Origin of the sequence: Streptomyces sp. NBC_01426 (assembly GCF_036231985.1) — a bacterium.
In the GTDB taxonomy this organism is placed as follows: domain Bacteria; phylum Actinomycetota; class Actinomycetes; order Streptomycetales; family Streptomycetaceae; genus Streptomyces.
On the sequence record NZ_CP109502.1, the window covers coordinates 34,930 to 48,491 of the forward strand.

The 13,562-nt window shown below is 71.3% G+C and carries 12 protein-coding genes; 2 read left to right on the forward strand and 10 right to left on the reverse strand.

Annotated elements, in window-relative coordinates; all coding sequences use genetic code 11:
* Nucleotides 1–76 precede the first annotated feature (76 nt).
* The 5 genes from OG906_RS38555 to OG906_RS38575 all read right to left on the reverse strand — a co-directional run bounded on the left by OG906_RS38555 (nt 77) and on the right by OG906_RS38575 (nt 6,402).
* Entirely contained in the window at nt 77–658 is a 582-nt protein-coding gene (locus OG906_RS38555; RefSeq protein ID WP_329448974.1) for a hypothetical protein, read from the reverse strand.
* Between the two features lie 94 nt (nt 659–752).
* On the reverse strand, nt 753–920 hold the full coding sequence (locus OG906_RS38560; protein ID WP_212728865.1) for a hypothetical protein: 168 nt from the start codon (nt 918–920) through the stop codon (nt 753–755).
* 38 nt (nt 921–958) lie between these two features.
* Nucleotides 959–1,261, reverse strand: a complete 303-nt coding sequence (locus tag OG906_RS38565; RefSeq protein ID WP_212728864.1) for a hypothetical protein — start codon at nt 1,259–1,261, stop codon at nt 959–961.
* A 51-nt stretch (nt 1,262–1,312) separates the two neighbouring features.
* Nucleotides 1,313–2,527, reverse strand: coding sequence for a hypothetical protein (locus OG906_RS38570; RefSeq protein ID WP_212728863.1), 1,215 nt, complete (start codon nt 2,525–2,527; stop codon nt 1,313–1,315).
* Entirely contained in the window at nt 2,524–6,402 is a 3,879-nt protein-coding gene (locus OG906_RS38575) for an SNF2-related protein (RefSeq protein WP_329448975.1), read from the reverse strand. Before OG906_RS38575 ends, OG906_RS38570 begins: the two co-directional genes overlap by 4 nt.
* Before the next feature lie 264 nt (nt 6,403–6,666).
* Between OG906_RS38575 and OG906_RS38580 the strand changes: the two genes are divergently transcribed.
* Both OG906_RS38580 and OG906_RS38585 read left to right on the forward strand, forming a co-directional pair.
* A complete protein-coding gene (locus OG906_RS38580) occupies nt 6,667–7,299 on the forward strand; it encodes a hypothetical protein (protein ID WP_212728862.1) in 633 nt (210 codons plus the stop codon).
* Nucleotides 7,300–7,361: 62 nt separating this feature from the next.
* Nucleotides 7,362–7,751: a hypothetical protein gene (locus OG906_RS38585; protein ID WP_212728861.1), complete on the forward strand. Its 390-nt coding sequence runs from the start codon at nt 7,362–7,364 to the stop codon at nt 7,749–7,751.
* Nucleotides 7,752–7,811: 60 nt separating this feature from the next.
* Here the strand turns inward: OG906_RS38585 and OG906_RS38590 are convergent, their stop codons facing one another.
* The 5 genes from OG906_RS38590 to OG906_RS38610 form a co-directional block, all read right to left on the reverse strand.
* On the reverse strand, nt 7,812–7,955 hold the full coding sequence (locus tag OG906_RS38590; protein WP_249938724.1) for a hypothetical protein: 144 nt from the start codon (nt 7,953–7,955) through the stop codon (nt 7,812–7,814).
* A 295-nt stretch (nt 7,956–8,250) separates the two neighbouring features.
* The gene (locus tag OG906_RS38595; protein ID WP_212728859.1) at nt 8,251–8,730 is read right to left on the reverse strand and encodes a hypothetical protein; all 480 of its coding nucleotides are present in this window, start codon (nt 8,728–8,730) and stop codon (nt 8,251–8,253) included.
* A 35-nt stretch (nt 8,731–8,765) separates the two neighbouring features.
* A complete protein-coding gene (locus OG906_RS38600; RefSeq protein ID WP_329448976.1) occupies nt 8,766–10,841 on the reverse strand; it encodes a hypothetical protein in 2,076 nt (691 codons plus the stop codon).
* 317 nt (nt 10,842–11,158) lie between these two features.
* Nucleotides 11,159–11,743, reverse strand: coding sequence for a hypothetical protein (locus OG906_RS38605; protein ID WP_200728145.1), 585 nt, complete (start codon nt 11,741–11,743; stop codon nt 11,159–11,161).
* Between the two features lie 69 nt (nt 11,744–11,812).
* Nucleotides 11,813–13,492, reverse strand: a complete 1,680-nt coding sequence (locus OG906_RS38610; RefSeq protein ID WP_329448977.1) for a DUF4209 domain-containing protein — start codon at nt 13,490–13,492, stop codon at nt 11,813–11,815.
* Nucleotides 13,493–13,562 lie beyond the last annotated feature (70 nt).

Consider the following 13,562-nt stretch of genomic DNA (forward strand, 5'->3'; position numbering starts at 1 on the left):
CGAGCGTCGCCCGGCCATCAACACGCGTTTGGTCATGGACCGGAGTTCTTGCGATCGACGCATCGCGCAAGATCGGTCACGCGCCAGGGGGCGCCTGGTCGGTCTGTGGTCTGCCGACGAAGTTCGTGACCAGCGCGCGGATCGGGGAGCGGAGCTCGGACCACTCCTCGGTGGATCGGTGCTCCGCCTCCATCAGTTCAAGCACCTTTTCGAAGGACAGCAAGGCCACACGGCCGCGGCGTCGGCCCAGCGCGGTCCGGGCCTCCTGCAACGGAAGCTGCCTGACATCCGCGCCCTCGGCGCGGCGGTGCAGCGCGGTGATCCGGGTCAGCACGTTGAGTTTGCCCAGGATGCGGACGAGTTCTTGATCCGCCCATCTGCCGAGCACGGCTCGTCTGCCCTTCCAGACCGCGAACCCGACGCCAGCGATCCACGTCGGCAGCATCACGATGCGGATGGCCGGGGTCTGGGCCTGCGGGATCAAACCGCTGGCCAGAAGCATTCCGTACGGCCCCTGTGCCAAGGCGATGACCATGCACCACTGCAGCAGACCTGTCGGATACCAACGTAGGCGTCCGTCGGCGAGGGTCACCATCGCACCGACCAACGCCAGACCGACCAGGAGCAGCCAGGCGGCCTCTGCACTCACAGCTGTCATGTCACGCACATGCGGACTGTAGGCCCCGGCTCCGACAGCGGTGGCTGCGAGCGTCCCGCTCGCCTTCACCCCTGTCGCGGCTGAGCAGGACGGTTCAGGCTTCCGGGACGTCGTCGTGCTTGGGGCTGTCTGTATCGGGGGCGAGATGGTCCACCAGCATGAGCAGCATCTGCACGGCGAGGGCGCCGAGGAGGATGGCGACCCATCCCATGGTCCATGGCGTGCTGCGGGTGTCGAGCACGGTGGGCGTGAGCACCACCATGGCGGCGATCATGCCGCATGGAAGGACCCACTGCCGCCTCATGGCCGGCCGCCCGGCACGGTGCCGTCGGTCTGGCGCCCGCCCTCGGTGTCGTTGTCCGGGTGGTGCGGATGGTTTCGCCACGGAGCGGCCAAGCTCATGAGCTTCTGGAGCAGGTGCTCGGCCGTGTCACGGTCCTGGGCGTGTACGGCCTCGGCGTAGGACTTCTCCAGATCGTGGGCGGCTGTCCAGTCGTCCTCATACGCCTGGCGCCCCTCGGGGTACTGCTCGCGGCGCCGGTCGTCGAGCCGGTCCACGACGAACTGGTAGGCGCGTACGCCGGTCTGCAGGTCCAAAAGCATGCGGCGGATCTTTCCTTCCGGAGTGGGTGACCTGGTCGGCTGTGGGTCGGTCTACCGGCTGAGCGGTCGTGCGGCGCGGGCGCGCCGCGCCGCGCGGAATGCTTCGGCGGGATCGTCGCAGGCTCCGGGGGCGGGACGCCACTCATCGGCTCGCCTGAGCGTGAAGGGGTGCCACCGACCGTCGAGACCGGGCCGGATCTGGACGCCTGCGGTCGAGTCGGTGATCGCTCCGTCGGCGATGTCGATGATGCCGAAGGCGAAGGCGCGGGAGGCGCGGAGGGCCTCTGCAGCCTGTTCCAGGGTGCTCGGCGGGACCGTGGCTGCGGCGAGGGTGGCATGGGCGCCGGCCGGGCCGCCGTGGCGGTAGCCGATCATCATCGCGCGCAGCGTGGTTTCGCTGAGGCCAGTGGCGTCGGCGGCGGCGGGTAGCCGGTCGATGCCGTGAGGGCTGGCGAGGATTCGAACTGTGTCGGCGAGGTCGTCGTGGGGTGGGTCCGGGATGGCTGTCAGGAGCGCTCGGGCGCGATCGGCGGCGTCCTGGGTCATCCAGGCCAGGTCTTGGGCGCGGGGCCCGGGGAGGGGCGGGTCGTCGAGGTCGGTGGTGACCGGGACGATGGGATCGAGGTCGAGGTCGGGCGGGGAGTGCGGTGGCCGGTGGGCTGCCAGGGAGTAGAGCTGGTCGGCGCGGACGGTTCCGTCGTCGTCTGCCGGGAGGGTGCCGGGGTCGGTTTCGGCGATGAGGTCACGGACGAGGACGGCGAGGCTGCGGGCGGACATGCCGCGGGCGCCGAGCAGGATGGAGGCCGTGACGGCGAGGCGGTCGGTGACGGCGTGGCCGAGGGCGCCGCTGTGGTCGCACACGCGGCCGGCGTGGCCGGTGGGGCAGGAGCAGGCGAAGGTGATCTCTTCGGCTGCCGGGACGATGGCGATGCCGCCGGCATGGCCGGGGTCGGCGATGGCCGCAGGGACCCGGTTGGCCAGGAGGTCGGCGACGGCTTGGGCGTTGCCGGCGAGGCGGCCGGCGAGGGTGTCCCACTGAGTGTCGGTCAGTTCGGGCAGGAACAGGACGGCTTGGTGGGTGGCCTTCTTCGCGGTGACGGCGGCGGCCAGGCGCCCGGGTTGCGCGTGGATCTGCGCGACGCCGCCGTTGCGGTGGAGGTTGAGGCCCTTGCCGTAGGAGCCGGAGCCGTTGGTCGCCAGGTGGAATGCCTGCTTCCAGGCGGCCACGAGGGGGGCCATGTTGCGGGTGTTGCCGGAGCCGGTCATCGGGCGGCCAGGGCCACGAGCGCGTTGAGTTCGGTGTCGTCGAGGTCGGCGAGGGCGCTCTCGCCGGAGGTGAGGACCGCCTCGGTCAGGGCGCGTTTGCGGGCGAGGAGTTCGTTGATGTGGTCTTCCACGGTGCCCTCGGTGATCAGGTGGTGGACCTGGACGGTGCGGTGCTGGCCGATGCGGTGGGCGCGGTCGGTCGCCTGGTCCTCGACGGCGGGGTTCCAGGGCCGGTCGTAGTGGACGACGTGCTCGGCCCGGGTGAGGGTGAGTCCGGTGCCGGCCGCCTTGACCGACAGCACGAAGACCGGGGCCGGGTCCGGGTCGTTCTGGAAGGCGTCGACGAGGTCCTGGCGGCGGGCCGGGGGCGTTCCGCCGTGGAGGAAACGCACCGAGCGGCCGCGGGCCCGGAGGTGGTGCTCAAGGATGCGGCCCATCTGCACGTATCCCGTGAAGATCAGAGACGCTTCGCCGCGCTCGGCCAGGGTGGGCATGAGGTCGTCCAGGGCCGCCAGCTTGCCCGAGCGGCAGGCGAGGCCCGCCGGGTCGGCGTCCTCCAGCGGCTCCTTGAGGTAGAGGCTGGGGGTGTTGCAGATCTGGCGCAGGGCCTGGAGCAGTTTGAGGACGAGGCCGCGGCGCTGGATTCCGGTGCTGGTGGCGATCTTGTCCATGGTGTCGCGGACGGATGCCTCGTACAGGCCGATCTGTTCTTCGGTGAGGGCGACGATGCGGTGGTGGTGCACTTTGCCGGGCAGTTCGGGGGCGATGCCGGGGTCCGTCTTGCGCCGTCGCAGCATGAACGGGCCGACGAGCCGGGCGAGTTGCGCGGCGGCCGGTGAGGCGGAGTCCTTCTCCACGGCGCCGTAGCGGGTGCGGAAGGCTTTGCGGGTGCCGAAGAGGGAGGGGTTGGTCCAGTCGAGGATGGCCCACAGCTCGGTGATGTTGTTCTCCACCGGGGTGCCGGTGACCGCGATCCGGCCGCGGGCGGGCACGGTGCGCAGTGCCTTGGCAGTGGCCGAGGTGGGGTTCTTGATGTGCTGGGCCTCGTCCGCGATGACCAGTCCCCACTCGGCGGCGGCGAGGGAGGTGGTGTCACGGCGGACGGTGCCGTAGGTGGTGATGACGACTGTGTTGGGGTCGAGGGCGTCACGGTCGAGGGTCCGGCCGGCGCCGTGGTAGCGCACGACCGTGGTGGAGGGCGCGAAGCGGGTGATCTCGCGCTCCCAGTTCGCGATCAGGGAGGCCGGGCAGACCACTAGCGTCGGGCCGGCGGCGCGGGTGGTCTCGATGCGGTTCAGGTGCAGGGCGATGGTCGTCAGGGTCTTGCCGAGGCCCATGTCGTCCGCGAGCAGCGTGCCGAAGCCCAGGTCGACCATGTTCGCGAGCCAGGTCAGGGCGCGCTGCTGGTAGTGGCGCAGCGTCGCTTTCAGGGCGGCCGGCGGGGGCACGGCCCGGGTCTCGTCGGGGGCGCCGCGCAGCGTGCCGACCAGGGTGGCCAGGGCGCCGGCGGGCCGGGCTTCGAGGGCTTCGCCATTGAGGGTGAGGGTGCCGGACAGGGCCGCGGTCAGCGCGTCGAGGGATGGCAGGGGCGCGAGGTCTCGGGCGCGGGCGCGGCGAGCGGTGTCGGCGTCGACCAGGAGCCAGCGGCCTCGCAGTTGGATCAGCGGCCACGCGGCGTCGGCCAGCGCGGTCATCTCCTGCTCGGTCAGCGGGTCACCGTCGAGGTTGATGTGCCAGCGGCAGTCCACCAGGCGTTCCAGTGCGAGGTATCCGCCACCCGTCGGGGACTCGTCCTCGTCGCCGGGGTCGTGGGTGCCGATGACGGCGGTGGCGGTGAGGGCGCCGAGGAGGGTGGGGGGCCACTGCACGGTGATGCCGGACTCGGCGAGCGGGGCGGTGGCGTGGTCGTGGAGGCGGGCCAGGTCTGGGGCGGTCAGGGAGATGCGGTGGGGGCGTTCCTGGGCGGCGAGGTGCGCCAGGGGCGGGTAGTGGCGGGCGGCCCGGCGCAGCGCGCGGCGTACAGCGGGCAGGGCGGCGGGGGTGAGCTCGGCCCGGGTGTGCTGAGCCCCGTCCCAGACAGTGATCGCTGCAACGGTGTCCTGCTGGTCGGGGGCGGCGAGGTGCAGGACGGCAGGTGCGGACGGGACGGTGCCCGCGGTGTCGGGTTCCTTGATGCGCAGCACCAGGCGCGGGGTGGGGTGGGGATCGACGGTGTCCTCGATCGCGTCCGCCCACCTCCACAACTCGGGTGTCGCCTCGGCGTCCTGGCCGGCGGGCCCGGTGTGGGGGCCGGATCCCAGGAGGGTGGGGGTGCCGGGGGTGCGGAGCATGGTGTCGGCGACGGCGTCGAGCAGGGGCCACACCGCGTGTTCGGGGGACGGGACGCGGATGGGGTTGGTACCGGCGAGGAGGCAGTGTCCTTCGGGGGCCATCAGCGCGGCGACGTCGGTGACGGCGGTGTGCAGGGCTTCGGTGATCGGGCCGATGCGCCAGCAGCCCTGGCCTTGGTCGGTCAGGGCGGGGTGGACGCGCTGCTGCGCCACGCACGTGAGGGCCAGGCGCAGAGGGTGGCGCCATCCGGTGACCGAGGCGTGCTCTCCCTGGCGGGGATCGAGGATCAGGGGGAGGGCGAGTCGGAGCGGGACGGCCATGCCGGTCACGGTGGCGCGGCGCGGCATGATGCCACCGGTCCCGGCCAGGACGAGGTCGCGGGTGACCGGCTGAAGGGGCGCCGGCAGTAGTTCGAGGTCGGGGAGCGGTACGCCGTCGGGCCGGAAGATCATCCAGGTGCTGTGGGCGGGGTGGCGGGCGGGCAGCAGGGTGAGCGCCACGCCGTCGGCCAGGGCCTGCTCGAGGACGTGGTGCGCGCGGAACAACTCGGCTGCGCTGGCGGGAACGGCGGGGGGTGGCTCCTGTGTACGGGCGAGGCCGAGCGGTGGAAGCAGCGCCGGGGCGTTGGACGGGGTGGGAGGCTCGGGCGCGGGAGCTGGGGGGACGTCGGCGGCCAGTGCTTGCTGAAGCATTTCCAGGAGGCTGCTGGCCGCGGCCGCGCGGGCGCTCTGTTTGCTCGTTCCCTCTCCCGTCGCGGCGAGTTTCTGCCCGCGGTGGACGGCGGTGACTGTGGCGGTGAAGGCGGAAGCGGCCCCCGTGACCCGGAAGTCGGGTGTCGTGGTGTGCCCGGCCTGGGCGAACTCGTGAAGGACCGAGATGGGGCTGCGGCCCGCAGCGGGTGCCGAGCCGGCGCGAGGTGCCGGGGCTGGCGGCGGGACGGCGGGGCTGGCAGATGCGCCCCATGCCTCTACGGCACGGTCGGCGAGCGGGTCGGGAAGGCCGGCGATCGCCGCGATGAGCGTGGTCATGGCCTGCTGCCGGGCGCCCTTGCGGGTGCGGGAGCACTGAATGCTGCCGCTGATCTGCTGGTCGTCGACCGTGAGCGTGGCCTGCGCGTGAAAGCCGTCCTGGCTCCCGGCGTCCTGGCCCTCGCGGACGGTCGCCGCCGGCAGCCGGAGCAGCTGAGCGTGCATGGAGATGATGCTCGGCGCCAGTTCCGGGCTGGCGGTGACCGTGGTGAGCGCTGCACGGCGAACCGCCGCCCAGACCTCCGAGCCGGGGGTCTCCAGGAGCAGCACCCGCAGGTCGGATACCTCCAGGCGGCCCTGAGTGAGCCGGCGCGCCGCTTCGGCGGCCGCCGCCGCGGCAACGGTTGGCGCGGCATCGCGCGCGATGCCGCGCTTCAGTGCTGCGCGGAAGGCGTCGGTACTCATCGAGGAGGTGCCGTCGGCACGGGGTGCGGTGCGTGAGGCGGGGATGCCGGGTCCGGACGTACGAGCGGCCAGCGCTGCGGGGCTGATGGGCTGCAGGCGGTCGATGGACAAAGAGCACTCCCCCAGTAACCGGACGCCGTCGAGACCGCCCCCATTGTCACCTGCGGGTGCGTCAGCTCGGTGCCATACACACGCCAGGCAGCCTCGTCCGTCACCGTCCGAGGAGGCGGTCAAGGCCAAACGTGTGTTGCGTATTCATATTTCAGGATGTACTTTGGTCGTATCGAGCCGGGCTCTCCGGCTTCTTTCCCTTCCTCCTCCACCGCATCAGCGCGGCCGTACTCGGCTACGGCTGCACGGAAAGGCGCGTTTGCCATGTCCAGGAAGCCCCGCGACTTCACGTTCTCCGCTCCCCTCGTTTCGGCGGACGATCCACACGCCAACACCATCGCCGCCGCCATCGTGGCGATCGAGGCCCAGTGCGGTGAACAGGAGGGGTGGAACCGTCCCTCCCGCCTCTTCACGCTGCGGCTGCTGCCCGGCGATCGGGTGGAGACGGCTCTGTATCCCGAGGCCATCTGGAACCCCGGCGGCGTCAACCCCGCTGATGCCTTGAGTGGGTTGAGCAGCTCGCTGCCGCCCGTCCCGGACCTTCTCCTGCCCGCCGACGCGGCTCAGGCGCCCGTCTGCGCGGTCGGGTTCATGTTTGAGGGCTGGATGCGCGACACGACCGTCCCGCTGCCCCCGGCGGTGGAGCGGCTCCGGCAGACGGGCATGCGGGTGAACCATCTGCTGCCCAACCGGCGGGAAGTCCGGCTCGTGCACGCCGTCGATCTCAACCAGCGCACCTTCCACGTGAAGCGTCAGCGGGGTGGAGAGGCGGACGTACGGGTCGCCGGTGGGCGGGACGACGCGGCGGGGCCGGAAGGAACCGTCTCCGTCGCACTGGCCCGCATCATGCACGCCATGCGCAACGGCGAACAGGTCATTCCCGGTCGGCCCGCCTGATCATCACCCGTCCCGGCCGCGGGACAACCCTCCCGGCGGCCGGGCCCCACCCAAGGAGTGCCATGCACCCGTTCCCCATGCTGTTCCGCTTCATCGCGAGCGGCGCCACGCCCGAGAACGCCTTCGCCCTCTACGCCGCCGCAGACCGAGAACTCCCGGTCGACCTGTTCTCGCCCCGCGCGGACCTGACGAAGGTGGACCGCGTCACCGTCGTACGCGAACGCGCCGCGCTGCACGCCGTCGCGGCGGGCTACTTCAACGCCTCCCACGACCCATCGTCGCCCTCCGACGGAGAACCCCTGAACGAAGACGATGCCGAGTGGCTGGCCGACCGCCTGATCGAGGATGACGCCCCGTGCGTCCGGCTGGGCGGCGCCGGAGCGCTGCTGCTCGATGCCGCCGGACCCGAGCCGAGCTGGCTCTTCTTCGGCTGGAGCACCCGGGCCGAGTGACCGGCCTTCGTGGCTCGGTGTCGTGGAGATCCACGGCACCGGGCCACCCTCGCGTTGTGGTCACTGCGAGTCGTCGTCGATGCCTTCCAGTGCAGGGGGCGCCTGCCATTTCAGGGTGTCCAACGGCCGCGGCAGGCGCTGGCCCGAGCCGGGCACGGGCGTCATCACGGCGGATGCCTCGTCGCTGAACAAGGCGACGGGCATGCCCGAAGTGTGAGCGGACGCGGGTGCTGCCGTGCCTGATGTCTTCGTGGTGGTCATCTGCTCCCCCTGATGCGTCGCGGGCCCTACCCGCTCCAAGGCCGGCACATGGGCCGGCTGCGAAAGCGTACCCAGATTCGAATCTACGGTCCGAGAGGATTTCCCTGGGCCGTGCCTGCAGGTCAGGCTCTCTTCGCTGCTGATCGGCTGCAAGGCGGCACTCCGCCCTTCAGCGGCGCCGCGGGCACACGTTCGCTGTCTCGGCCTTCCGGATCCGCCGCGCCGGGGCCCGCTGCTCTCACCGCTCGCCCGCCGCCACGCGGACAGCGCCCGAGTACGGCAAGACCGGCCGCAGCTCGTACAACCGGCCTGTCCCGGCCCTGCCGGTGCCCGAGGCCGACCCGGCGCTCTTGCCGACGACGTGGGTCATCTCGTCCAGGAGCAGCACGGACGGCTTGAGTGGCGCCAAGACGACGTCCACGGCCGGCCCTCGATCACGGACCGCTCGCGCCAGTTGGTGGAGCTCTTCGTGGCCGCGATGGTCGGCCCGAAGCTGGTCCTCGTCCATGAACACGGTCATCCGGCCTTCCGTGGTGTCTGCGAACGGTCCGAACGTCTGCTCGGCGGCGGCTGGCCCGAGTTCGCGGCATTCGACGGTGTGCAGGGCGCGCCTCAGCACGGCCGCGAGCTGGCCAGCATCGGCGTCAGCCGGCAGCGGCGTCTTCCCGCGCCCCAGGGGGCCTATGAACATGGCCAGGTCGGGCAGTTGCTCACTCATCGTGGGGCTCTCCTTCTTGCAAGGGTCGACGGGGATCAGACCTGGTCGAGGTGGCGTTCGTACCAGGCGGTCAGGTGGGCGGGGTCCTGGGGCATCGTCTTGATCAGGCGGAGGAGTCCTTCGCGGACGGGGCGGACCTCCGTGCAGGCCAGGGCGGAAAGGTCGGTGGTGCGCAGGGCTGCGAAGCCGGCTACGTGGCGCTCTTCGACAGTGCGCGCGCCGGTGAGGCTGTCGGCTGCGGCGAGGTAGCGGGTGACGAACGGGTCGAGCGCTGCGCGGTGGGCGGCGAGGTGGCGGAGGTAGGTGGGGCTGTCGACCGCGGCGGTGTTGGCGGCTTCGCCGTGGTGGGGTGAGGGGAGCTCGAACCAGTCGCTGATGAGAGCGGTGAGGGTGGCCGGGTAGTCGCGCGGGGTGTCGGAGTGAGGATCGGTGCGCCAGTGGCCGTCGGTTGCTCCCTGGGTGAGGCCGACGCGGTCGTGGAGGCGGCCGAGGACGCTGGCGAGGGTGAAGAACCCCAGGACGTGATCGGCTCCGGCGATGACGGACCGGATCGTGGGCTCGACCGCGGCCGACACCGTACTGGGCAGCAGGAGGCGCTGCTTGCGGTGCTCGCGCTGGAAGGGCAGGCAGACCGCCGCCTCGATCGCGGTGTGTTCGGCCAGCAGGACGGCGGCGCTCTGCGAGGGGGCGGCCTCGCGTTCCCATTCCATGGTGTCGTCCTCGTCGGCGAGGTCGCTCAGGCCGAGTGCTTCCAGGCTGACGCGGTAGACGCCGGTGGTGCTGGCGGTCAGGGTCAGGGTGCCGTCGCGGTCGGGCAGCTGCTGCCTGTGCTGAAGCGTGCCGTCGGCCTCATTGGGGTTCCAGTCCAGACGACTGGTGGGGCGGGTCGCGGCGGCGAGCGCCCAGTCGAGCAGGTGGACGAGTTCTTCCTGGCCGGCGTTGACGAGGTCGGCGCGCGAGGTGTCGGAGGATCGGCTGGAGAAGTGCCTGCCGAGGCGCTGGAGTGCGTCCTCGGGGAGGTCGGTGACTTTCTCGGCGCCGGGCGGGAGGCAGGGGTCGGTGCCGTGGACGGTGCCTTGGGGATACGTGCGGCAGCTGCCTGCCCAGCCACCGGAGGCGTAGACGCTGGCGTGGGCGGGGTCGGCGAGGACGTGGGTGGCGACGTCGAGAACGTGCTCGGCGGCCTGGACAAGGACGGGGGCGGTGCTCAGGCCGGTGAGGTGGCACAGGGCGCGGGCGGCGCGGTGGTCGGCGGCGCTGGAGGGGGCGTGGGCGGGTTCGATCTCGGTGAGGAGGTCGAGCACAGCAGTGCGCGGGTCCATCGGGCCCGGGGCGGGGATCGGGCCGGCGGGCCACAGCGCCAGGGGCAGGGACCGAGAGGTCCACAACGGCAGGACGGTGGGGGTGGCCTCGCACGCCTCGATCAGGTGGAGGTCGCCGTGGTGGCGGGTGGTGAACAGGTGGACGTGACCGCTCCCGCGGGTGAGGGCGTCGACAAGCCGGATCCGGCGCAAGGTGGCGCAGAGGTGGTCGCAGGCGCCGGCGAGTTCGGCGTCCTCGGTGGCGGTGTGCTCGGCCTCGCCGGGGAGCTGGGGGATCCAGTGCGGCATGAGGCTGCTCTGGTCGGCGGTCCGGCGTCCGAGGGCAGCACGCCAGTCGCTCTCGCTGATTTCGGCGAGGAGCATCTTCGTTCCGGGCAAGGTCAGGATGATCCCGTCTCGCCGGCTGGCCCAGCGCAGTCCTGCGACGCCGGTCCCGCCCTGCCGGTAGGCGAGGGCGTCGATCCACCGATCTACCTGGGAGGGCGCGATCCTCACCACCAGTTCGTCGGTGCGGGGGGTGAGACTGCGGATGCCGAACGGGCCGCCGGTGAGTATGGGGCGGTGGCGGCCGTAGGCGGTGATGAGTGCCTGGAAGACCCGTGCCTCGCCTCGGGCCTGTCCGGGGGTGGGCGCCGAGATGAGGTGCTGGGCGTCCGTGAGCTCGGCTCGGGCGGTCTCCTCGGACTCACCCGTGGCCATCTGGCGCAGGGCGACCGGGTCAAGGACCGCGTCGGTCGTGCGAAGGCCCCACTGCTGTCGGGGCATGTACGGGGTGAGGGTGTCAGGCACGTGCAACTCCCGCTGTGAGGTCCGCTGTCACCTGCTACAGGTGTGCGGACGACGCGCGGTGTGACAGTCGGAGCAAACGAGTTTCCAAGCTCGTTCGGACGCTGGGCGAAGGGTGCGTCGCACTGGGCGTTGAGCGAGTCCCATCGCAGGCTGCCGGCTTGCTTTCGTCTCACCGACGATTGCGTACGCCGTCCAGGGGGTTGTCGCCTCTCGCTCCTGACCGCGGAAGAGCCCGGGCAGGGTCGGCCAGAACGCCGACCCTGTGTAGTTCTCCGCGCCTCTCACGGACCGCTGCCCATGCCGCGCAGCTCCGGCTCTCAGCTGAAGATGTCGAGGACGTCCAGCCAGGAGCCGTCGTCGGCGGAGCGGGGCCGCATCGCGCGCGGCTCCGGGTAGGTGGCTGCTGCAGCTCGAGCACGGACGACCTCCGGCCCGCCGCACGCCTCGACCGCGAAGGCGCCGAAAACCTTGGCGAAGGCGGCGGGGTCGCGAAACTCCACGCCGAACGCCCGGCCGTCTTGGAGCGGAACCCACACCACCCGGTCGAACCGTATCCACTCCAGCACCGGCTGGTCGTCGGCAGTCGACCGCCCTTCGAGCCACAGTCGCGCCACGTGCAGCAGGTTCACCTGCTCCATCGCCAGCCGCTTGCGCCGCACACGCAGTTCGCGCGTCGTCAGCGTGATCCGCTGGTCCTTCTTCGGATACCAGACGACGCCGATCCCGAACGGCACCCACAGCAGGATCCCGATCATCGGCCAGACCAGAGCGTCGCCCCACGATCGGACCAGGCCCCCGTCCATCAGGTACAGGGCCCCGAAGACCACAACCCACTTCGCCGTCATCCGCCAGAACCCAGTGCCCTGCCGGTACAGGACCCGCCGCTTCCCCCTCATCGTCATGCCCGCACGCTATCCGCCTCACCGCGGAAGGCGGTGACGTCCCCCGTCGGGTTCAGACTTGCCGGACGCTCAGGGAGCGGGCGGGGCGAGGGTTCGATGCCCGTGGGCGTAGCTGAGCAGGTACAGCGCCGCCTGGAGGATGAGCGCGACGCGGTGCTTGGGCGGGGTGTCGATCAGGCCGTGGCAAACGTCGTTGCGCAGGTTCATCCCGCGGTCGGGGTCGACCAGGAGCAACTCCAGGGCGCGGCTCCAGTCCGCGGGATACCCGGCGGCCGGCATGCTGCGGAGGAGTCCTCCCAGCTGGTCGACGGTCCCGGGGGACTCGCCCTTGGCCACGGACAAGATCGAGACTTGCCAGCGCAGGAGCTGTCTGAGGATCTGCTCCACCTGAGGCAGGGCGATGCATACCGCTGCGTCGAACTCCCCCAGCCAGAAGTACCGGAAGGCGTAGGCCAGCGTTCGGGCGCGCGCCTCCGGCAAGACGGCGCCATGGGCGAGGGCGCCGATCAGCTCGGCCTCGTCCGGATCGAAGCGCTCGTGGATGTGGTCGAGCTGATGGGCGGCGAGGTGCCCGAGGAAGTCCATCGCGAGGACCTGCAGTCCGACGAGGTGGTCGTCGGCGGCGGCGACGGGCGGAGCGACCTGGACGGGTCCGGCGGTGTTGATGCGCGTGCGCGGGATCCGGAGCAGACCGTCCAGGAGGCCCACGTCGTCGGGGTGCTCGCGCATCGCCGGATGGGCGTCTTGCGCGGTTCGCCACAGTGCGTCTCGCAGGCTTGGGGCGGCGTCGACGTGCGCCCGGGCCCCGGCGAAAAGTCCCGGCGGGGGGATGAGCGGGCGACGGATTCGAGTCCATCCCAGGGAGTCCGGATCGGTCTGTTGCAGGGCCATCTCGGCACGCACCCTCAGCTCGGGCAGACCTCGATCCCGCGCGATGGTCGCGGCCTGGGTCAGCAGGTTGTGGCGACGGAACCCCGTGTCGGCATCGGCGGCGTCGAGGAGGGCGCTGACGATCTCGGTGTCGATGCCGACTCGGCGGAACTCGGACGCTTCTGCCCGTATCAGCTTGAGGAATCCGACGCGGGCGTGCACATCGCCGGCGTACCGACGGGCGGCGCGTTCTGCGAAGTCGGTGATGTCGTAGCGCTGGACACGCAGCCCCTCCAGGAGATCAGCCATGATCGCCGTCTCGTCCTCGGGAGCGGCAAGGACTCGCTCGGCCAGGGCGACCGTGTCGTCGGTGACGCGCTTGCACAGGTCGGTCTGGTTATAGGTCCGGGCGAGGTCTCCGGCCCAGCGCAGACACTCGGTCGCACCCACCAGGCCGGGGAAGCGCTTGCGGGCGGCGAGCAAAATCGGCACCGCGTCCAGGTACCCGGCGGCCGCGCCCCGGATGCGGTCGACCTTGCGACCGTGTCCTGCGACGAGCAGAAGGTGATGGAGGCGTCCCCGGACAAAGGAGTTGGTCACGGCCTCGGCGTACGCGCTCCAGGTCTCCATCTGGTCGGCGGCGACGTCGGACAGGCCCGCAGGCGGCCGGCCGAGGACGATCCCGGTGAACGTCTGCGCCCTGCCAGTCCCGGCGGGTCGGAGACGCAGCGCGGCGAGTAGCGCATCGCGCTGCTGCTCGGCGGCCGCGTTCGTGCCGGTGTCCGCGGCCGCGAGGACGGCGGCGATGTCCTCGCAGGAAGCGGCGTTCGCCGCCGCTTCCGTGAGCACGTCGAGCACACACGGTTCTACTTGCGGCATGGGCGCCTCACTTCCTCCGTCGCCAGTATCGGTACGACTTCGGACCGGGCCCACTGCTTTTCCGGAGTTC